Origin of the sequence: Amphritea atlantica (assembly GCF_018860855.1) — a bacterium.
GTDB classification, from domain to species: Bacteria; Pseudomonadota; Gammaproteobacteria; order Pseudomonadales; family Balneatricaceae; genus Amphritea; species Amphritea atlantica_A.
This window is the reverse complement of sequence record NZ_JAHKQE010000030.1, coordinates 148,791-169,737: the sequence shown is the minus strand read 5'-3', so window position 1 is coordinate 169,737 and position 20,947 is coordinate 148,791. Positions and strand designations below refer to the sequence as shown.

The window sequence follows — 20,947 nt, the reverse complement described above, 5'->3', positions numbered from 1 at the left end:
GCGATCATTACGCCACCAGCCTATACGACAACGCTGCATTTTCTGTGTTCCTGTTCCGCTCTAGGCAAGAGATGCGTTGCCCTCACATAAATGAGTACACCTGCAGACACGGTCAACAAAGCACCTAACATGTGATCATCAATGTCACTGATTAGAGGGTCTGAGATAAGGTACCGTCAAGGCCGCTTAGGGGGAAAATAACACCAGGGAGATGTACAGGAAGATTGGAGTTTAAACTGGGTTTATTTAGATGGCTAACCCCCAGCAAATGACTCTAGGAGGTTAACCTTTCAGTGTTAATATTACTGGGTTCTAAAGAACCCTTTGATAACAGCCATCGCAGGACCATCTTTGCAAGATAGCTTATGTAACTACGATAATAAGTATTAGAGGTTGCTCTGCGCTATCTGTCGTAGCTCCTGCAGTGCCGCGGTACCGTCAACGTCTTGTTGATTGGCCATCTCGATAAACTCATCATCCATCCCCTTGATCGCCTGCTCAAACTCTTTATACATAGCATCACTGGTCGTCACACGCTGGATGTTCACCCCATATTCTTGCGCAGCGTTTAAACCAGCAATATCACTTTGATCCCACGCCCTTCCCGCCATCGCGGACAGCTTTTCTCCAGAGACACTGAGTATGGCTTGCTGATCTTTAGCCGATAAAGATGCGAGAAAATCAGGGTTTATAAATAAAGAGAAACTGCCTAAATACATCCCGCCTGGAAATAACGTGAGATTTGGCGCGACCTCTTTTAAGCGCAATGATTTTTGCACATCGGTCGACATAAATACGCCATCAATCACACCCTGCTGCATCATTTCATACACTTTTGTTGCCGGAGCCCCTACCGCCGTAATCCCAAGACGATCACCAATGATGCCTTGAATACCGCCGCCAATGCGAATCTTCTGCCCTTCTAAATCACCCAGAGATAGAATCGGCTTCGCTGTATGAATCTGGCCAGGGCCATGGGTAAACAAACCAATGACCTTTAGCCCCTCATGCTCATTGGCTTGGGCCAAATATTTCTGATGTATTCGCCAATGAGCCACCGATGCCGCTTCGGCGTTAGCCCCTAATAACGGAAGTTCAGCAATCTGGGTTAATTTAAAGCGTCCAGGCACGTAACCATGGTAACTCCAACCCGCATCCGCCACACCATCTTCAACCAAATCAAACATCGTTTTAGGGTGGCCTAATCCATATTCAATTTCTACTTTAACACGCCCTTGCGTGACGTCTTCGACCCACTTCCCCCATGTTGGGATGACTACTCTATTTTGCACATGCGAAGGCGGTGCCCAACTCGCAAACTTCATAACGGTGTCTGCTGACACTGATGTCATAAGCGCTAACGATATAGCACTACCTTTGATCATTGTTGATAACATTGTATTGATACCTAAATTTATTATTGTTTGTAAATCACGTTAGGTTGAATAACTTTTTAATGCATACGGTTGGATAAATTTTGAGCAGGCCCTTAGCGACTGAGAAAACGCTCGGTATCTAACGCTGCCATACAACCCATGCCTGCTGACGTAATCGCTTGCCGATACGCGTGATCGGCTACATCTCCTGCAGCAAAGATCCCCTCTTTACTCGTTTGGGTTGCGTTACCTTCCAGCCCCGAATGAACGATCAGATAGCCAGCTTGCATATCCAATTGATTTTGAAACAACTCAGTATTTGGTTTATGTCCAATAGCGATAAAAACAGCATCAACAGGAAGCTCTTTTTCACCACCATTCAATACATCGGTTAAGCGTAAGCCTTCTACCTTTTTGCCATTCCCTAAAACCTCCTCGACCTGATGATGCCAGAGAATAGTGATATTGCCGGTAGTCGCTTTAGTGAACAGCTTTTCTTGCAAAATTTTCTCTGCACGCAACTCTCCACGGCGATGGATTAAGGTGACTTCACTGGCAATATTAGATAAATAAAGCGCCTCCTCAACCGCAGTATTGCCGCCTCCCACCACCGCTACTTTGCCACCTTTATAGAAAAAACCATCGCAGGTCGCGCAACCACTCACCCCTTTGTTCATATAATCCATTTCGGAGGGCAAGCCTAAATACTGAGCCGATGCGCCCGTAGCAATGATTAAGGCATCAGCGCTATAGCGCAGGCCACTATCACCGGTTAAAGTAAAAGGCCGGCTAGACAACTCTGCGTTTGTGATATGGTCATACAGGATTTCCGTATCGAAACGTTCCGCATGCTGTTGCATACGCGCCATCAGCTCAGGACCTTGTACGCCGTCGACATCTCCCGGCCAATTATCGACCTCTGTGGTCCCCGTTAACTGTCCACCTACTGCGGCACCAGTGATGATCACGGGTGTTAACCCTGCTCGTGCAGCATAGACGGCCGCCGTGTAACCGGCGGGGCCTGAGCCGAGAATAATCAATGGCGAATGCTTAACTTCACTCATCACTCGCCCCATCGATATGCTGATCTAGCCATTGACTAATCTGGCTTTCCATTAGCGCACCACTGCGCCGAGCGACCTCCTTACCCTTGATAAATAGGAGCAAGGTGGGTGTAGTTTTAATATCATATTGCGCCGCTGTGCCTTCACACGTTTCCATATTCGCCATGGCTATCTGAAAGCGTCCGGGCTGTTTTGCTAATAGGCGTTTTATCGCTGGCCCCACCATTTTGCAGGGGCCACACCAAGGTGCCCACACATCCACTAAAACGGGTCTTTCTGCGGCATCAATGACATCCATAAAGGATCTATCCGTTACATCTTGAATATTCATGATCCGTTCCTTAGCTGTGTTTGCCCGCATTCCAGCCAGTATGCCCTACCGCACGTTCGGTGACCGTGGATGGCAACTCTTCCAATTCAGTTGCCATCGTGTCATTCCAACGATTGAGATAGCCAAACAACGCCACTGTCGCGACAATCTCAACTATCTCGCTTTCATCAAAATATTTTTTGAGATTATCAAAATCTTCCGATGCGACATCGTTCGGCAATGTGCCACCTTTAATACCAATAGTGATAGCAGCACGTTCGGCATCACTAAACAGTTCACTGGTTTCAAACTCCCAGATCGCGGCAATTTTTTCATCCGGTGCGTTATAAATACTAGATAGGTTACTCATATGAGACTGACAATAACGACAACCTGATGCCAAGCTGGATGCCAGTGCCACCAGCATTTTCAACTCTTCAGGTACTGTTCCTTCATACAAAATCGCCTGATTTAACTTGCCGAACACTTTGGATATATTAGGCCGACGCGCCATGGTTTTAACGCTATTAGGGCAGAAGCCACGGGTGTTTTCATAGTGTTCAAACATATCCCGCAATTCTTGATCAACTTCACTATTTTCTAACGGTCGTAGATGAGCCATAACGATTCCTAATATTTATTATTTTGGTTGATTGATACTGCATGACGTTATATTAATAGCGACGCGTTAGACTGTCTGTCCCTCTAAACAGGGACAGACTCTTAAGATATTAAGTAAAATAAAAACAGGAGCACATTTTGGATGAGATAACTGACCCAGCACTGCTAGACTCAATTGCAGAAGTGATCATTGCGCTGGGGAGTGCTGGATTTCCTGCAAAATTGCTCAAACAGATAAACCATGCCGTCAAAGTGAATCACCTATCACTAGTGCACCTCGAAGCAAACAGTAAGGTAACCTACGTTTTTTCTGCCAGTGATACGCAAGTAAATATCACCAAGACCATGCAGCAACTGTATCTTTCGATTTACTACCGCCTAGACCCGAACAAAGACTTCTTAGATCATTTTGAGAACGACCATCAGATATTAATTCGGCGACTGCAACCTCAAGATATTAAAGATCTTGATTACCGTCAGCTGTGGTATGAACGTATGGGCATAGTGGATCGTTTATCAATATTAACCAGAGCCGATAATGGTCTGTACTGCCTGAATCTTTTTCGTACCGATAAAGGCTTTCATGATCATGACGTGACCGTTATTAAAACGTTAAGCTCGGTACTCTCAGCGTTAAGCGTCAGACAAACACGTCTTAGCGGTTCACTGTCTAGTTTTATGACCCGTGACACACAGATAGCCACACTGATTGAACGGCTCGAAACGATTGACAATAGCCTAACTAAACGGGAAAAAGAGGTGTGCTCACGTATTCTGTTGGGGATGAGTTCAGAGGGAATCGCTCTGGATTTAGCGATTAAGATGCAAAGCGTACAAACCTACCGTAAACGCGCCTATGCTCGACTAAGCATTACCAGCCAAAACGAACTGTTCTCACTCTGCTTAACCAATATTTAGACGACGGTTGACTGCCTTCGCACTGCCCCTTCTCAAGCATCAGCTTATGCTTGAGAAAAACGCTATCAACTAAAAGTGCACTAGGGCACTTCTAGTTGAATACGAGGCTCACTGTATGCTGCGTTCTATTAACAAAAAATTAAGACTGACAAAAAGGTATCAACACCGCTGCTAAGTTATTACCCAAAATAGGTGAAATATACCCTCCCTCTTGAATAATAACCGTTGGCTTATTCAACGCTTTGATACGTTTGCCGATATCAGCAAAGCCTTCAGTGGTTAGCTTTAACACCGCAAATGGATCTTGCTCTGATGCATCTAACCCGAGTCCGAGGATGATCGCATCGGGCGCATAGGCCTCTAATTGCTCAAGTGCCTGATCGAATACTTTAAGATATTCAACATCACTCGTTCCTTCAGGAATAGGGAAGTTTAGGTTATAGCCAAAGCCGTTGCCTTCACCCTTTTCATGGGCATAACCCCAATAGTGCGGATAGCAGTAAGCAGGATCGGCATGAAGGGAGATCGTCATCACATCTTTGCGCTGCCAAAAGACAGCCTGTGTGCCATTACCATGATGCAGATCCACATCGATAATCGCGACTCGGTTAAAGTCTTTTAATAATCGCTGGGCGGCAATGGCCGAGTTATTTAAAAAACAGAAACCGGCCGCACCATCAGGATAGGCATGATGGCCCGGTGGACGACAAACCGCATATACCGCATCACACTCTTTATTAGCCACCGCATCTGCTGCACTGGTCGCCGTTTGAGCGGATGCATACACGCCGGTCCAAGTCCCAGCGCCTAGCGGACAAGAGGTATCAACCAGATGCCAACCCACTTGACCAATAATATCGCTCGGGTAAGTGGCAGCATAACGACCAGGATTACTTTTAGGAATAATTTCATCGCTGGCATCCGGTAACGCGGCCCATTTCCCGTACGCTGAGCGTAAAAAATTAACGTAATCCGGTGAGTGCACTTGTGAGATATACGACAGTCCAAAGTCCGATGTTGGGCTGATCGTAATATTTAAATCCTTTAGCACATTACGGAAAATATCACCCCGCTCAGGGACTTCTCGAGCCGGTGTTGATTTACCATTTTTCATATAAAATTTAGGATCATGCTGACACTGATCCTCATGATAAAAAGCTTTCACTTAAACACACTCCTTATTCAAGGTAGGCAAATAACTAGTTTGAATTGGCGGATAGAATGATGGTGTTCAACAGGACACCACACCCTTTTTCCAACTGTTCTGGACTGGTGTATTCGCGTTCGTTGTGACTCAAACCATCTTCAGATGGCACAAAAATCATTGCGGTCGGGGTCACTCGGCTAACATAAACCGCATCATGCCCTGCGCCACTGATTAATCGATGAGGAGCTATATCGGGATAACTCATAGCGCAGGCTTGTTGAATATTGTCGAGACATTTTTCATCGAAAGGACAAGGCGGTAACGACCAGGTTTCTTTGATATCTATCTCTAATTTATGATGAAAAGCGATCCGGTGGATGGCTTCAAATGATTTAGTTTGCAGTTCATCCAAATCCTCCACTCGGCCCTCACGCAGATCTAGCGAAAAGGTGACGTTTCCGGGTGATACATTGGTTGATGAACTTGGGATGCTTAATTCACCAATCGTGCAACGGCTGTCTTTACTCTGTGATTCCGCTATACGTGTTAACTCCGTAATCATCTCTGCAACGCCAACCAACGCGTCATTACGAAGATCCATAGGGCTCGGACCTGCATGACAAGAGCGCCCTGTCACTTTCACGCTATACCAACGCATGCCTAAGACACCCGCGACTACGCCTAAATCAATATCTAAAGCTTCTAATACGGGGCCTTGTTCGATATGTAACTCATAATACTGATAGCCCATAGGTGCATCATTATTGGCAATAGCTTGATAACCTAAACGTGTTAGCTCTGCGCCTAGGCTGATACCAGCCTCGTCTTTTGTAGACAGGACATCCTCAAGCTTAAACACCTTTGCATACACCCCAGAACCCAGCATGGCAGGTTTAAAGCGCGCACCTTCTTCATTCGTCCAAACCACCACATCGATCGGACGTAAGGTCTGAATATTTTTTTCGTGCAAACAGCGCAATACTTCCAAGCCTGCCAAACAGCCGTATACCCCATCAAATTTACCGCCGGTAGGCTGCGTATCTAAATGGCTACCGGTCATCACCGGCGGTAAACTATTATCTATACCCGGTCGGCGTAAAAACAGATTACCAACCGCATCGACTCTTAACGTACAGCCAATCTCTTCAGCCCAAGCAACGAACAGATCCCTCGCTTGCTTATCTTTGTCCGTCAATGCTAGTCGATGACACCCTCCGACCTTACTACCCTGGACCTCGGCATGACCAATTTGGCCGATCTCCATAATAGAGTTCCACAATCGATCACGATTACATTTTTCAACAGTCATAATAAATCTCTAATTAATAGCCGATAGAGGCTTCAACTTTATTTTTTGGCATCTCACCCATCGAAAACCGTTGTACTTCCTCAATCAAGTTAAGGACAGCTACTTGCGGTCGAACATCACTGGCATCATGAGGGGTCACTAAAATTCGAGGATGCTGCCAAAACAAACTACTTTTAGGCAGTGGTTCTTGATCAAATACATCTAACGACGCACCGATTAACGAGCCATCATCGAGTGCGGCCAAAAGGTCTTCACCGATAAGATGGCCGCCGCGTCCCAAATGGATTAAGTAGGCGTTAGGTTTTAAATGAGAAAATAAATCAGCCGATAAAATACCTTGGGTTTGCGGTGTCAGTGGCAAAACACAAACAAGTACTTCGGTGCGTTGTAAAAAGGCGGATAATTGCGCATCACCACTAAAAACAGTGATATCTTGATTCTCCAGTACCGTGTCGCTTTTACGCCAACCCGCCACATCAAACCCCAAGGCATAGAGGTCATTAACCATTTTTTCGCCCATAAATCCGAGCCCCAGCACACCAACACTAACCTCACTCGGGGCTCTCATAGGCAAACGCTGCCATACTTTTTCCGCTTGTTGCTGGCGATACTGAGCAAAATTACGCTGATGATTAATCACATTCCAAATCGCAAAGGTGCTCATAATCGACGCCTGCTCTGGATCACGATTACGACACACGATGACATCGTCATGAAGGCTTGGGCAGGACAGAATACTGTCTACCCCTGCCGCAATCGAGGCCACGACACGCACGTTGGGATAGCGCTCAAAGAAGTCATCATCGGGAAACCAAAGCAAGGCAAAGGTCACTAATGAAGCATCATGAACTTGATCACAGGTCACCACAGTGACTTCATCCGCATAGTGTTCAAATTCAGTAAGATAAGCAGACATATCTAAAAAACTGCTATGTGCAACGCCATAAAGCATTAGACCTGAGCCTCCATGACGGGAGCCAATTCATTATCAGCAACACCTGACCGCCAATTGGCGCCGGGTATTGAGGCGATTAAACTTTTTGTGTAGTCATGATTAGGGGCTTCAAACACTTGACGGGTTTCACCCATCTCTACAATTTTTCCCTTTTCCATAACGATCACCCTATCGCATACTTGGGCAGCCACTCGCAGATCATGAACCACAAATAAAACGGCTAAATTAAGGCGCTTTTTCAAAGCCTCAATCAGATCAAGAATTTGCGCTTGCACTGACACATCCAACGCCGAAATAGCCTCATCCGCCACAAGCACTTCTGGGTCATGGGCTAACGCACGGGCTATACCTATACGTTGTCGCTGCCCTCCCGAAAACTCATGGGGGTATCGATCCAATGCGGTTTTAGGCAATTCAACTAACTCTAATAACTCAGCCGCTTTTGCCAGCGCATCCTTGGCTGCCATCCCTTGTGCGATTGGCCCATCAGCAATAATTTGGCCAATCGTTTTACGAGGGTTAAGAGAAGCATAGGGATCTTGAAAAACCATTTGTATGCGTTTTCTGAACGGCTTCAGTTGTTTGCTATTTAATGACTGAATTTCGCTGCCACCCAATAATATTTGGCCGCTATCCGCCTCAAGTAAACGCACGACACATCGACTCACGGTTGATTTCCCTGAACCCGATTCGCCGACTAGACCAAGGGTTTCACCCCGATGAAGTTCAAAATTAACGTTATCCGCCGCTTTGACGATGCGGGCTTTAGTAAACCAGCTGCCACCGGTGCTATAGGTTTTACATAGGTTTTTCACATGTAAAATAGGCAGTTCTTGATGTACACGAACGTCACGGTGAGGAGAGACCAGCGGAGGCACCGCGGCAATCAGCTTTTTGGTATACGCATGTTGCGGGTGATTCAGCACCTCATCACGCTTACCTAGCTCAACCATTTCGCCCTTTTCCATCACGACAACTCGGTCCGCAATCTCCGCCACTACGCCAAAGTCATGGGTAATAAACATCACTGCAGTATTGTGTTTACGTTGCAGCTCTTTAATCAGCTTAAGAATCTGAGCTTGTGTCGTCACATCCAATGCCGTTGTCGGCTCATCGGCGATCAGAATAGAAGGCTCTAGTGCAAGCGCCATTGCGATCATCACCCGCTGACGCTGACCACCGGACAATTGATGGGGGTAAGCCCGCAGCATCTTCTTCGGATCAGGCAAACCAACATCTTCTAATAAGGCTAATGTACGATCATGTCGCTCTGAAGCGCTCATCGACGTATGGATCAAAAACACTTCTGAAATTTGATCCTCCACTCTCATCAAAGGATTGAGTGCTGTCATCGGTTCTTGGAAAATCATACTGATACGATTACCACGCAATGCACGAGCTCTGCGCTCTTCCAACGAGGTTAAGTCATAACCATCGAAGGTCACCGCCCCACTGTCGACTTCAATGACCTTAGGTAACAGCCCCATCACCGCGTTGGCTGTCATCGACTTACCCGACCCTGACTCACCTACCACACACAACAACTCGCCCGGCATCAAGTCATAACTCACATCTCTAATCGCGAACTCACGATCACTGCCTTTGGGTAAACGAATGCTTAAATTTTCAACTTTGAGTAAAGGTTGCATATTAGCTCTCCCGATTACCTGATAGTTTAGGGTTTAAGGCTTCATTTAAGCCTTCGCCTAGTAAGTTAAGGGAAAGTACTGTAATCGCGATGGCCACGCCTGGAATAAAACTTAACCACCATGCTTGGCGTATAACGGTTTTAGCCGCACCAATCATATATCCCCAAGACATAATCTCTGGATCGCCTAAGCCGAGGAAAGATAATGAAGATTCCAGCAAAATAGCACTGGCAACCATCAGTGAGGCCAAGACGATAATCGGCGAAAGACTGTTCGGTAAAATCTCTCGCATAATGATGTTGCGATTACTTTGGCCATTCAGTTTGGCCGCTAAAACATACTCTTGGCCGCGTAGCGATAAAAACTCGCCACGTACCAATCGCGCTACGGGGGGCCAGCTAACGATGGCGATCGCACCGGTGATGGAATAGACAGAAGGTTCAAAAATCGCCACTAATACCACTGCCAGCGCAAAGCTCGGTACGGTCTGAAATATCTCAGTAAAACGCATTAAGAGTTCATCAACCCAGCCACCGTAATAACCCGCATACGCCCCTAATGGGATACCGATTAATAGCGCAATCGTGGTAGAAACTAAGCCCACCAGCAATGAGATACGCGCACCGTAGATCAAGCCCGCCAATACATCTCGACCTAACGTATCCGTACCCAAGATGTAATTACTGTTTTGAAAGGGAGGTAAAAAAGGCCGCTGCACCATGCGCCAAGGGCTTCCGTCATAGAGGTAAGGCCCAAATAAAGCGATGACAACGAACATAAACAGTATGCCAAAACCAACCATCGCCACTTTGTTTTGTGTTAAGGATTTAATTACATTCATTTTGACAACTCGATTCGTGGATCAACGACGCAATAGATAACATCAGTGATCAAGTTGAAGAGAACGACCATTGCGGATGATACAAAGAACACCCCTAATAGCAGGTTATAGTCTCGCTGGAATAAGGCCTCAAACATTAACCGTCCAATACCCGGCCAAGCGAATACGGTTTCCGTTAAAACCGCCCCTCCAATCAACTGCCCTGCTTGTAAGCCGGCGAGTGTTACAACCGGTAACAACGCATTCCGTAATACATGATGAGTCGTCACGCGTGAGGGTTTCATGCCTTTTGCTTTTGCTGTTTTAACAAAATCTAAACGACTGGTTTCGATCATCGATGTACGCGTCATGCGTGCATACACCGCGGTAAAAAATAGCCCGAGCGTGCTGGCAGGTAAGATCAAATGCAGCCCAATATCGCTGATTTTTTGCCAACCCGTGAGGTTTTCACCCACCGTTTGCATGCCAAAACTAGGCAACCACTCTAAGTACACAGAAAAGAACAACGCCGCCATCATCGCTAACCAAAAAAGAGGTGTTGCATAAAAAATCAGCGCCGCCACGGTGATCACAGAATCAGGCCATCGGCGATGCTTCGCTGCGGCAACCACGCCCGCTAAAATACCTAATAAGAGAGAGAGAAAGAACGCTGCTCCCGTTAGTAACAAAGTGGCAGGCATGCGCTCCATAATCAGATCAAACACCGGCATTTGCTGGCGATAGGTTATGCCCATATCGAACTGCATCAAATTACTGACATAGATCCATAGCTGATAATAAAGCGGTTGATCAAGGCCAAACTGCTCGCGTAACTGCTGTAAAAAGATAGCATCGGTCGCCCCAGCTTCACCCGCCAATACTTGCGCAGGATCTCCTGGTGCCATACGAATTAAGAAGAAGTTAAAGATTGCGATAACTAATAACACCGCTGCCCCTTTAACTAAACGACCACCGATATAAAGTAAGGTTTGCACACTCATAGACGTTACTACTCTCGTTACAGGAGCAAGCCAGAAAGGCTTGCTCCATACTGACTACTGTTTAATCCAAGCGGTACCAAAGGCGTCATTAACACCGATGGCTGAGTCAACAAGGTTTTGTACTTTACAGTTATAAATAGTTGGAAATTCCAGTTCCATTAACCAAGCAACCGGTACATCTTCAACAATTTGATGCTGAATTTTGCTGTACAGATCCGCCCGTTTACTATCTGGGAAAGCCACTGCGGCTTCATTGAACCATTCATCAACCTGCTTATTGACATACCCTTCGGCATTATTCCAAGGAGAGCCTTTGGCGATATTGCTCGATAGGTAAGTCCGAGAGACACCCAAAGCAGGGTCGCCGTACTGGTATAGGTAGGTGAAGGAAATATCGTAATCCCAATCAGCAATCTTCTGGTTCCAACCCGCCACATCGGTTGAAACAATCTGGGTTTTAATGCCGACCTCTTCGAGGTTCTGTTTGATTACTTCGGTCCAACGCTGCCATGTTTCGCCATAAGGCATCGCCATCAAACGTACTGGCGTACCGTCATAACTCATCTCCTTCAACAAGGCTTTAGCTTTTTCCGGGTTATATTCGTAGTCAGGTAACGCTTTGTCGAAGAAAGTCGTTTTAGAACCGATTGGGCCTTTAGCGATTTTTCCGTAATCATTCCACAATACCGATTTGGCAAACTCACGATCCATTGCATACATAACGGCTTGACGGAAACGCTTATCAGCAGTTGGTCCTTGGCGGTTGTTCAACCATAACCAAGCATGTGGGGAGAAAAACTCCCAACCATCGGTTGTTACACAGGTGTTGTCTAATTCAGTTAGACGAGGCACATCAAAGTTTTCCACGGAGCCACCGGGTAACACATCGATTTTGCCTGTTTCAAAGGCAACAGAGCGAGAAGCCGCATCGGGAATCACATGCCAATAAAGTTCGTCAATATGCGGCAAACCTTTCACGTGGTAGTTTTCGTTTTTGGCCAAATGGATGAATGAACCTTTTTTCCACTCTTTAAAAACGAAGGGTCCTGTACCGATTGGGTGGTGGTTAGCGGGGTTTAGCTTGTAGTCTGTGCCTTCATAAATATGTTTAGGCAACATCGGTGTTGTACCCACTTCGAATAAACGAATGAAGGGGCCAAACGGCTGTTTCAGCTGAAATACAACCGTGTAATCATCCGGTGCGGTGATGCTGTCGACAAACGCTAACGATCCTCTTAACCGAGCATTGGTTTCACGCAAAAGTTTATCAATAGAAAAGACAACATCGGCCGATGTAAAAGGCTGTCCATCATGCCAAAGAACACCCTCTTTTAAATGGAATGTCCACGTCTTACCATCTTCTGAATTCTCCCAAGCAGTAGCCAAAAGAGGATGAGGATTTAGATCTTTATCATAGCGCATCAAACCCTCAAAAATATTACCGCCCACTTGCTGTGTCGTAGCATTTGAATACATGCCAATCATTAAGCTGGGGGGCTCAGGCTGAACAACAACATTGATCGTCCCACCATCTTGAGGTTGAGATTGTGCATAAATACTCGATGTAAAAGGTAAACATGCGATTACTGCACCTAAAATTATTTTTTTCATCTATCTCTCCAAAGTTTTAAACAATCGGTTTTATATTGATGAGCATTAGTCTCGATAAGAAGGTGACACTTTTTCTAACAATCTTAGATAAGCTAGCCATTCCACATGAAAACCATCACGCAGACTCATTTCGGCAAATTGCTTATACTGCTGATAAGTTAAATCACAGACAGAGGAATCGATTTGATTAACCGCTTGACCACTCGCTAGAACAGCCATTTGAACCTTACAAACACGCTCTAAATTAAACATTAGGGTAAAGGCTTCCCCAACATCATTACCCATGGTCATCAGGCCGTGATTATCTAAAATAAGAATTTTATTCTCAGGGCCTAAATCTTTAACAAGGCGCTCTCGTTCTTCCAAGTTTAAGGCGATACCTTCATAAGCATGGCGAGAGACACCATGATAAAACTGTAAAGCCCACTGATTAATCGGCAAGATTCCCGTTTGCGTGGAAGCAATAGAGACACCTGCCACCGTGTGTGTATGCAACGCACATTTCAAATCTGAACGGGCACCATGTATCGCAGAGTGAATCGTAAAACCGGCTGGATTCGCGCCCATATTGCATGGGTCATCAATAATATTTCCGTCTAAATCAATCATCACCAGTTGACTGGCTTTTACTTCACTAAAACGGGTGCCGTATGGGTTGATTAAGAAGTATTCATTATCACCAGGAACTCGCGCTGAGATATGTGTGTAGATACTATCGCTCATTTGAAAATGCTCAATCAGATGATAGGCCGCCGCTAAGTCGACTCTGACGCGCGCTTCCTCTGAAAGGCTTGGGTATATATCCGTTACAAAATCACTTTCTGGTTGATGACTCATAATGCTGCCTTCAATAAATCTTATTTCATTAATAGGAATGAGGTGTAATCGAAGAGAACCGACCAAATACCTTGAACTCGATTTTTGACCAGAAAGAAATCAATAACAATCGAATAAAATTGACTTAAATGGTCAATATTATTTGACAATTACCTAGAGAAGCCGAAGTTATGATGAGAAAAATTGAATTGACAGAATTGGCCGCACCAAAAAGATGCGTTTTCTAGATAACAAAAGCAAAGTATATGGAAATTATTTTGCAATGCAAAACCTTACCAAGACTTGATAAATAAGCGTTAAAGCGTGTTTTGTAACAGGTATGGAGCAAAGCGAAAAATAAGCATTACCTTAAAATAGTGCATCGCAACAATGACACGCACAAAAGCAGTGCTGTCTAAAGAGCCCCTCTATTGGGGCGATCATAGCGAGATTGAGCGTCGGAAATAAGACCTTCTAACCAATCAATAAATGCAGCAACATCGTTCCTTTCTACATTTTTAGGGGAAGTAACCAAATAATATGCCCTAGGCGATTCGATACTTTTCTCGAAAGGACGGATTAACAAACCTTTCTCTAAAGCATCACCACTGACCATATTATCACCGATAGCAATCCCCTGACCGGCAATAGCTGCCGATTGCACGAGATTAGCATCAGAAAAAACGACGCCACCCTCTAGCTCCGTATGGCTCACACCATTCGCCGCCAACCAGACCCGCCAATCAGTATGATTCATAAGATGAAAGAGCGGCATTTTCACCAAATTAGAAGGATGGCCTAACCCCCCCTGCTTATGAAAAAAATGGGGACTGCAAACAGGGAATAACTGAATGGTAATCAATTGTTTTACATATTTTCCAGACCAAGAGCCATTACCGTAAGTAATAAATAGATCAACGTCGTTGTTTGAAATATCACCAGGAAAGCTCGGTGTTAATATGTGTAGAGACAGCTTTGGATATTTTTTAATGAAGCCCGATAATTTGCGCGATAACCAATAATTAGCCAACCCTGGCGCACAACTGATGGTTAACTTACCCACCATCTCTTCTTCATCCCTTACACGGGAGGCTTCCAATAGAATTGTTAGTGCTTTTTTAACTTCCAAGGCATAACTTTCACCTTTTCGAGTCAGCGTTAACCCTCGGCCCTCTTTTTGAGTCAAGGCAAACCCAACCACATCCTCCAATACATTCAATTGATGGCTGACAGCACTGCGAGTTAAATTAAGCTCTTCAGCGGCAGCAGAAACACTGCCTAACCGCGAAATAGCCTCAAATGCCCGTAACGCTGTAGTAGAAGGATAACGTTTCATAACACTCCATCAGAATAAACTAAAACACACTAAATCAACTGCCATGTGATAATACTTAAAACCTAGCCCCATTGGGCGTTATACCTGCCGATATAGTTAACGACATCCCCATACTCAGTTGAGCCTGACCATTGATTGCTATTAAAACACGACCCAACCATTGGTGCAGATAGAAGCTTCGCCTGTACCGTTTAAACGGCTTTCGTTAGCCCTGTGAATCGGGCGCATGTTAAACCCGTTATGCAATATACCGATAGGATATGCAAAATACGACAACGCAACGAGGTTATTGATGATCCATCTTCAGGCCCCATCATCAAGCGGCAACAACGACGTTTTAACATCAGTATCAAAGGCTTCGATCAAACGATCTGCGGTGCCGTCTTGGCGATAACGCTCGAGTACAAACATCTCGACAGTGAACAGCAAACGGTTATTGCCGTCCAACTGATTAAACAAAACCTCATCGATCAAAACCCGCACATATACCTTAGTTGGCGGGCCTTGTTCAGCCTGTAACGCAATACAAGAAAACCCAGCTTGAGTACGCTTTGTCACATCAAGCACATCATCAAAACACGGCGTGTACCTGGTCGCAAAATCATGTTCAACCAAGTATGCATGGACATACCCCAGAGCCAAGACGTAATGCTTCTCCGTCGCGCTAAATTGTTGGTGATAGACCTGCACAAGTGCTTTTGGCGGCTCACCATTAACCCCAATTTCCTGATCAACGGCCGGATATTTTTCAGAACAGCCAGCTAACACGCCGATCAGCAGCAGTATAACAACACGCTTCATCAACACTCGACTCTCACCCTGCTAACCAATAACGGCATAACAATAAAACAAAGGTACAAAGGTACAAAGGTACAAAGGGCAACAAACAACGCCGCCTATAGTTTATATAGAATACGCGGATTAAGACGGTGTGCGGTGATTAAATAAACATAAACACACTTAACACTCGCTAAACGAAGCTAAATATTCTAGTACCGTATCTCTCACTCTTCGCGGCAGGATGACGCTTCTACACCAAACACCACCTGCTGTCATACAGTCTCACATGCCGAAGATTAACATCCATTAGGAACGCGAGGCATTGTCTTCTCAAGAAGACCATTGTTATCAGCAAGAAGTATCCGAGAAAAGGGTTTTGACCCCTTTAATTTTCACCACGGTATGACAACACGCCTTTGAGGCCTGTCGGATCTACGCCGGCAGCGCTAAACGCTTTCCTCAAAATGGCAAGCCCTATAGCCGGAGTACGTGGAGCCACACCTGTTGTGTAGTACTCATCCCTGAAGGTATAGCCATCCTCTACGGTTTTCTCCTTGATCTTTATTGACCCTGGTGATTCCTCGTAGTCTCGCTTGTATGTCCAATCTCCCTTGGGCTTGACCTCGACCTGATCAGGGAGGTTTTCGAGCACGGCCTCGACCAACTCAAAGTTAAGGTGCGGACAGAACCGAAATTTGTATAGGTTTGTTTCAAGCTCATGGCGAATACGCTTCTTATCAAACACGAACACATGGCCACCCTTGAGCAATCCGCCTTTCTGGAAGCTCCCGTATGAGAACCACTCACTCCAGGTAGACCAATCCATCCGCGCATTCTTGCACCCCCAAATATTGAGGCGCTTCTCGTCTACCCCGAAACAATATTCGAGAGGGCGGTAGGCTGAATTCCGCTACTCACTACACCAAGTGAAACCGAATACCTCATCCCAGCGCGATTCCTTTGCATCGACCCAGACTTTCCGATTTCGCATGCCCTTGAGATCTTCAACGAGCTTTGCCGCTTCTAAGATCTGCTCCTTAGGCCATACCGCCATATACCAAGTCTTTGTGCCCTTTACGCACTCCGCATTCTCTGGAGCATCTTTGGCCTTGCGAACTGCGTCAATGAAACCACTAGCGGTGGACTCAGCAAATTCAATAGCAATTCCAGCGCTCGGGATGGTGTACTCAACCGCGACAGCTGCTGCCTTATCAGAGATGTCCAGTGAGCCACCACACTCTGGACAAAACTTTGCCTCTCGTGAAACTTTAGCCAAACAGCTCGGGCAGGCGCGTGTTGCTTCTGCAGAACGCAACGCTGTGCGCACTTCGGTCAGAATGAGCTGAAGTTGTTCGTTCGAGATGCCAACTTTCTTCGCAAATGAAAGCACAACGGGTTTCTCAGCTTGATCCAGAACGCCATCCGCCAGAGAGACAGAAATCATGTCCTCAAGGTTACCAATTCTTGTTGAGAACGGACCTACTACTTCAGGTATGTATCCATCACTCTGTGCCAGCGCATCAGCTTTACGTAATGCCGTTTTCTTTGCGCCGATCCGCTTCTGCGCAGCTTCTATGGCAAGCGATTCATTTGGAGACACGCTCCCATCGGCACGCGAAACGGCTACCAAGTTTGCTAGGTACGCGATCTTTTCTTCGTCGCTTAAACTCATCTCCTCTCCTCCAAAATGGGCCTAATGCCTTGCTAAGCGGTTAAAAATGGTTGGTTAAAATCGTGAATCATAAACCAGCTGTTTTTATTTCGTTTAAGCAGCTTGTATGGTTAATTCGATGTACATAGAATAATTACACAAAACAATTTCATTTCTTATTATTCTATTTTCTTTTTTTACTACAAAACCAAATTTTTCAAAAAGAGATTTCGCTGCAATTGATGCTTCGGCATACAACTGCTGTAATTCTAATTTCTGAGTTCGCACAATTACATATTTAAGTAAAGTAGCTGCAACCCCTTTTCTTTGAAACTCCGGGGATACATATACACAATCTATATGCCCATCAGACTCTAACTCAATGAAACCAGAAAATTGCTGACTGATTAAAAGCAAGTATGGTCTTTTTTTCTCAAGTCTTCTGCACCAAGCCACATAATCAATGGGAGATTGAGCCCAAGTATTTTTCTGTTCTTCAGAATAAATGGACGAGTCAATAGCATGAACAGAGCTATAAAATAGATCCGCAACGTCTTTAGCGTAGCCTGATGAATACTCGATAATTTCCACAGAGCCCTAACAACCAAATATACGACAACCGTTTTGGAGAAATGCGACAGCGTGTCATATATCTGCAGAAGTGCGTCAAAATGAGCCTTAATAAGAATCATTTTTATTATCCCTAAATCGACTGGTTCTGAATCCTTAGTTACTCAATACTTACACAGATTTATTGCTCATGGAATACTGTTTCTACACATAATAAGGGGCAGGTCTTGCATTCTGCGCAATACCTCTGGAAGTTAAGCGCTATAACGCACCTAAATATTTAATTCTTAGTCGTCGTGACACGGTTCACACTCCTTGTGAAAGTCTGTCAAAAATAACAACCGTCAACTTAAAAGAATACAGCTTAGCTAAGTATCAGTAACCAACATGCACGATGCTAGACCTAACCCCGTTGTGCTCGCTATTTAGGATTCCTAAATCCACATTCACTGGAACCTTTAGTACAAGCAGACCATCTATAGTCACCTGTGGCATGGCATGTGTAGAAACCTGTGTTAGTTTCACCTGGGTCGAGCGTTCCGTCACTCCCACAGTTCCATTTTCTATCTTTTTTTTCTAAACAAATTTTCACATAAACCCTTTGTGAACATCTGTTTTTTACTTTAATGTGCAATGAGTCGGGAGAACCACAACGACTGCCCCATTTGGGGTCAAGCGATACACAATTTTGCGCGTCCGCTGCGAACACACTGTTTGATAGGAGGAAGCCCACAATCGAAATAATGCCAACTAGTTTTTTCATATCGATTCCTTTTATCTGCCCAAGTTTTGGAGGTGCTAACATAATATAATAAGGGCCATAATAAAGGTCAACTCTTGCATAGCGCGCATTATCTTTGAAAGTTAAGCGCTATAACGCACCTAAAAATTTAATTCTTAGTAGTCGTGACATTATCTTTCTTAAAGTTACTTCAAATCGCAGGATATACGATACGCAAGCTAGTCGATGTACTTATCCGCTGGGTTAATCGTTCAAAGCATGAAGGCTACAAACATTTCATCCATGCTAAATAAACAACAAACTTGAATAGAGCGTCTGGTAATCGGCATTTTAATAACGCTTTTATCACCCCTTTAGAATTTCAGACAAACAGCCGTTTGCCTAACTTTCTAATACCCTAACACTCTTTACACAGCACTACACCGCCTGCCCCGCAGCCACACCTGAGGCCCAGGCCCATTGGAAATTATGGCCCCCAAGATGGCCAGTCACATCAAGACATTCACCGATAAAATAGAGTCCCTCTACCTTTTTCGCCTGCATTGTTTTCTGGTTGATCTCATCGGTGTCGAGACCACCTAATGTGACTTCCGCAGTACGGTAACCTTCGGTGCCTGATGGTTTAATACGCCAATGACGAAAAGCCGTATTGATCGCTTCTAGCTGCTTATTGGATAGATTACCCAGTGCGCCGCTGAGCTCGAATTGACCACAGAGAACTTGCGCCATCCGCTTGCTCATCTGCTGCGCCATGATGGTGGTGATATCGGCTTTGGGTCGGCTATCACGCTGCTCTTTTAACCATTCGAGTAGGTCGAAGTGAGGAAACAGATCGATCTCGACCTCTTCACCCGGTTGCCAATAGTTAGATATCTGTAGGATAGCGGGACCACTCAGGCCGCGATGGGTAAACAGCATCATCTCAACGAAGCGAGTGTTACCGATACTCACGCGCACCTCATGGGATACGCCGGATAACTCGCTGAGCACCTCTTTGTCTTTCGGCTGCAAGGTAAATGGCACTAAGGAAGCACTGCGGGGTAAAACCGTTAGTCCATAGTCGGCGGCGATATCATAGGCAAAACTGCTCGCCCCGCCATTAGGAATCGATAAGCCGCCGGTGGCGATAACCACCGAGGTCGCACTGATATTGCCATGACTGGTTTGCAGCTGAAATCCGCTTGGGGTTTGTTTGAGCTGATGCACTTCGGTATTGGTTTTAACCTCAACCCCAGCCCATTCACATTCAGTCATCAATACCCGCAATATCTCTTTGCTGGAGTCGTTACAGAACAGCTGACCGAGTGTTTTCTCGTGGTATTCAACCCCGTGTCGATCGACTAGGTCGATGAAATCCTGCGCCGAGTAACGACTTAACGCTGATTTACAGAAGTGAGGATTTTGCGAGATAAAATTCGCCGGAGAGTTGTGCATATTGGTGAAGTTACAGCGTCCACCACCGGACATCAGAATCTTGCGTCCGATCTTCGCGGTATGCTCAAGTACCAATACGGATCGACCGCGATAGCCCGCCGTCGCTGCGCACATCAGTCCGGACGCACCGGCACCCACTATTACCACATCAACCTGTTGCAAGGGACTCGTTTCCTGCTAAAAAAAGAGAAGCATTGTACCCAGTCAGGCCTATTCTAGCGAGTGCTATTGAGGCTTATTATGGCTGCCATCACACAACGGAGGAGTAAGAGTTTGTTTGCAGTTACACAGAAAGACGGTTTCACTTTTACTAGCGACAAAGACGACAGGGTCGATACCAGTGCCTTTATGAGAACCATCACAGAAGGGTTGTGTGGCAGAACGACCACAGGCGCACCAAACATAGGTGTCACCCTCTTTTAGATCAACTTTGGCTGGCAGATCACCAGCACGCAGAACAGCAGCATGGGTCATATCAAGTCTCCTTTTTAGCCCCCGTTTATCGGCAGCTACCGATAAACGTAGATGAGACCGCTCAGGAGATCAAATAATAACCGGTATTATTCTGCCTCCGATTTCGCTTTACGGGCTTCTTCCGCACGTTTCAGTCGGCGAATTTTATCAGCCAAAGGCGTGTTTCTCTGAGACTGACCAGACTCTTCTGCCTGTTCGGCTTCACGAGCTTTTTCATACACCGATTTATGTTTCTTTTTCTGTTCTAGATTACGGCGTTTGCGACTCTCATAACTATCAGGATCGGCCAGCTTTTCACTCCGGCGAGGAATATCCAGAAAGATCGGTTTAGGTGAGGTGCGCTTTTTCTTTATACGTGACATT

The 20,947-nt window shown here is 45.5% G+C and carries 22 protein-coding genes; 1 reads left to right on the top strand and 21 read right to left on the bottom strand.

Annotated elements, in window-relative coordinates:
- Positions 1–386: 386 nt before the first annotated feature.
- The 4 genes from KO512_RS14105 to KO512_RS14090 form a co-directional block, all read right to left on the bottom strand.
- The gene (locus KO512_RS14105) at positions 387–1,325 is read right to left on the bottom strand and encodes a TRAP transporter substrate-binding protein (RefSeq protein WP_252735025.1); all 939 of its coding nucleotides are present in this window, start codon (positions 1,323–1,325) and stop codon (positions 387–389) included.
- Between the two features lie 164 nt (positions 1,326–1,489).
- Positions 1,490–2,440, bottom strand: coding sequence for a thioredoxin-disulfide reductase (trxB, locus tag KO512_RS14100; RefSeq protein WP_215952995.1), 951 nt, complete (start codon positions 2,438–2,440; stop codon positions 1,490–1,492).
- Complete coding sequence (locus tag KO512_RS14095) at positions 2,433–2,771, bottom strand: thioredoxin family protein (RefSeq protein WP_215952994.1); 339 nt, start codon at positions 2,769–2,771, stop codon at positions 2,433–2,435. The genes trxB and KO512_RS14095 overlap by 8 nt, the downstream gene beginning before the upstream one ends.
- 10 nt (positions 2,772–2,781) lie before the next feature.
- Complete coding sequence (locus KO512_RS14090; RefSeq protein ID WP_215952993.1) at positions 2,782–3,372, bottom strand: carboxymuconolactone decarboxylase family protein; 591 nt, start codon at positions 3,370–3,372, stop codon at positions 2,782–2,784.
- Positions 3,373–3,509: 137 nt separating this feature from the next.
- On the opposite strand from KO512_RS14090, the gene KO512_RS14085 reads away from it, so the two are divergent.
- Complete coding sequence (locus tag KO512_RS14085) at positions 3,510–4,289, top strand: helix-turn-helix transcriptional regulator (RefSeq protein ID WP_215952992.1); 780 nt, start codon at positions 3,510–3,512, stop codon at positions 4,287–4,289.
- 139 nt (positions 4,290–4,428) lie between these two features.
- Here the strand turns inward: KO512_RS14085 and KO512_RS14080 are convergent, their stop codons facing one another.
- From KO512_RS14080 to KO512_RS14000, 17 genes are all read right to left on the bottom strand, one after another.
- Positions 4,429–5,454, bottom strand: a complete 1,026-nt coding sequence (locus KO512_RS14080; protein ID WP_215952991.1) for a histone deacetylase family protein — start codon at positions 5,452–5,454, stop codon at positions 4,429–4,431.
- Positions 5,455–5,488: 34 nt separating this feature from the next.
- Positions 5,489–6,745 (bottom strand): M20 family metallo-hydrolase, encoded by a 1,257-nt coding sequence (locus KO512_RS14075; RefSeq protein ID WP_215952990.1) that lies wholly within the window; start codon positions 6,743–6,745, stop codon positions 5,489–5,491.
- Positions 6,746–6,758: 13 nt separating this feature from the next.
- The gene (locus KO512_RS14070) at positions 6,759–7,661 is read right to left on the bottom strand and encodes a 2-hydroxyacid dehydrogenase (protein WP_215952989.1); all 903 of its coding nucleotides are present in this window, start codon (positions 7,659–7,661) and stop codon (positions 6,759–6,761) included.
- Between the two features lie 35 nt (positions 7,662–7,696).
- Positions 7,697–9,349, bottom strand: a complete 1,653-nt coding sequence (locus tag KO512_RS14065) for an ABC transporter ATP-binding protein (RefSeq protein ID WP_215952988.1) — start codon at positions 9,347–9,349, stop codon at positions 7,697–7,699.
- Position 9,350: 1 nt separating this feature from the next.
- Entirely contained in the window at positions 9,351–10,190 is an 840-nt protein-coding gene (locus KO512_RS14060; protein ID WP_215952987.1) for an ABC transporter permease, read from the bottom strand.
- The gene (locus tag KO512_RS14055; protein WP_215952986.1) at positions 10,187–11,170 is read right to left on the bottom strand and encodes an ABC transporter permease; all 984 of its coding nucleotides are present in this window, start codon (positions 11,168–11,170) and stop codon (positions 10,187–10,189) included. The genes KO512_RS14060 and KO512_RS14055 overlap by 4 nt, the downstream gene beginning before the upstream one ends.
- A gap of 54 nt (positions 11,171–11,224) precedes the next feature.
- On the bottom strand, positions 11,225–12,781 hold the full coding sequence (locus tag KO512_RS14050) for an ABC transporter substrate-binding protein (RefSeq protein ID WP_215952985.1): 1,557 nt from the start codon (positions 12,779–12,781) through the stop codon (positions 11,225–11,227).
- Positions 12,782–12,826: 45 nt separating this feature from the next.
- Positions 12,827–13,618: a class II aldolase/adducin family protein gene (locus KO512_RS14045; RefSeq protein ID WP_215952984.1), complete on the bottom strand. Its 792-nt coding sequence runs from the start codon at positions 13,616–13,618 to the stop codon at positions 12,827–12,829.
- A gap of 394 nt (positions 13,619–14,012) precedes the next feature.
- Positions 14,013–14,933, bottom strand: a complete 921-nt coding sequence (locus KO512_RS14040; protein WP_215952983.1) for a LysR substrate-binding domain-containing protein — start codon at positions 14,931–14,933, stop codon at positions 14,013–14,015.
- Positions 14,934–15,236: 303 nt separating this feature from the next.
- Positions 15,237–15,734, bottom strand: a complete 498-nt coding sequence (locus tag KO512_RS14035; protein ID WP_215952982.1) for a hypothetical protein — start codon at positions 15,732–15,734, stop codon at positions 15,237–15,239.
- 364 nt (positions 15,735–16,098) lie between these two features.
- A complete protein-coding gene (locus tag KO512_RS14030) occupies positions 16,099–16,539 on the bottom strand; it encodes a hypothetical protein (protein ID WP_215952981.1) in 441 nt (146 codons plus the stop codon).
- An 84-nt stretch (positions 16,540–16,623) separates the two neighbouring features.
- On the bottom strand, positions 16,624–17,385 hold the full coding sequence (locus KO512_RS14025) for a hypothetical protein (RefSeq protein ID WP_215952980.1): 762 nt from the start codon (positions 17,383–17,385) through the stop codon (positions 16,624–16,626).
- A 93-nt stretch (positions 17,386–17,478) separates the two neighbouring features.
- Positions 17,479–17,955, bottom strand: a complete 477-nt coding sequence (locus KO512_RS14020; RefSeq protein WP_215952979.1) for a GNAT family N-acetyltransferase — start codon at positions 17,953–17,955, stop codon at positions 17,479–17,481.
- A 400-nt stretch (positions 17,956–18,355) separates the two neighbouring features.
- The gene (locus KO512_RS14015; protein ID WP_215952978.1) at positions 18,356–18,697 is read right to left on the bottom strand and encodes a hypothetical protein; all 342 of its coding nucleotides are present in this window, start codon (positions 18,695–18,697) and stop codon (positions 18,356–18,358) included.
- 396 nt (positions 18,698–19,093) lie between these two features.
- Entirely contained in the window at positions 19,094–20,272 is a 1,179-nt protein-coding gene (locus tag KO512_RS14010) for an NAD(P)/FAD-dependent oxidoreductase (protein WP_215952977.1), read from the bottom strand.
- A gap of 63 nt (positions 20,273–20,335) precedes the next feature.
- Positions 20,336–20,584 carry a CDGSH iron-sulfur domain-containing protein gene (locus KO512_RS14005; protein ID WP_215952976.1) on the bottom strand — a complete coding sequence of 83 codons (249 nt, stop codon included), beginning with the start codon at positions 20,582–20,584 and terminating at the stop codon, positions 20,336–20,338.
- A gap of 86 nt (positions 20,585–20,670) precedes the next feature.
- Positions 20,671–20,946: a hypothetical protein gene (locus KO512_RS14000; RefSeq protein ID WP_215952975.1), complete on the bottom strand. Its 276-nt coding sequence runs from the start codon at positions 20,944–20,946 to the stop codon at positions 20,671–20,673.
- Between the last annotated feature and the right edge of the window lies 1 nt (position 20,947).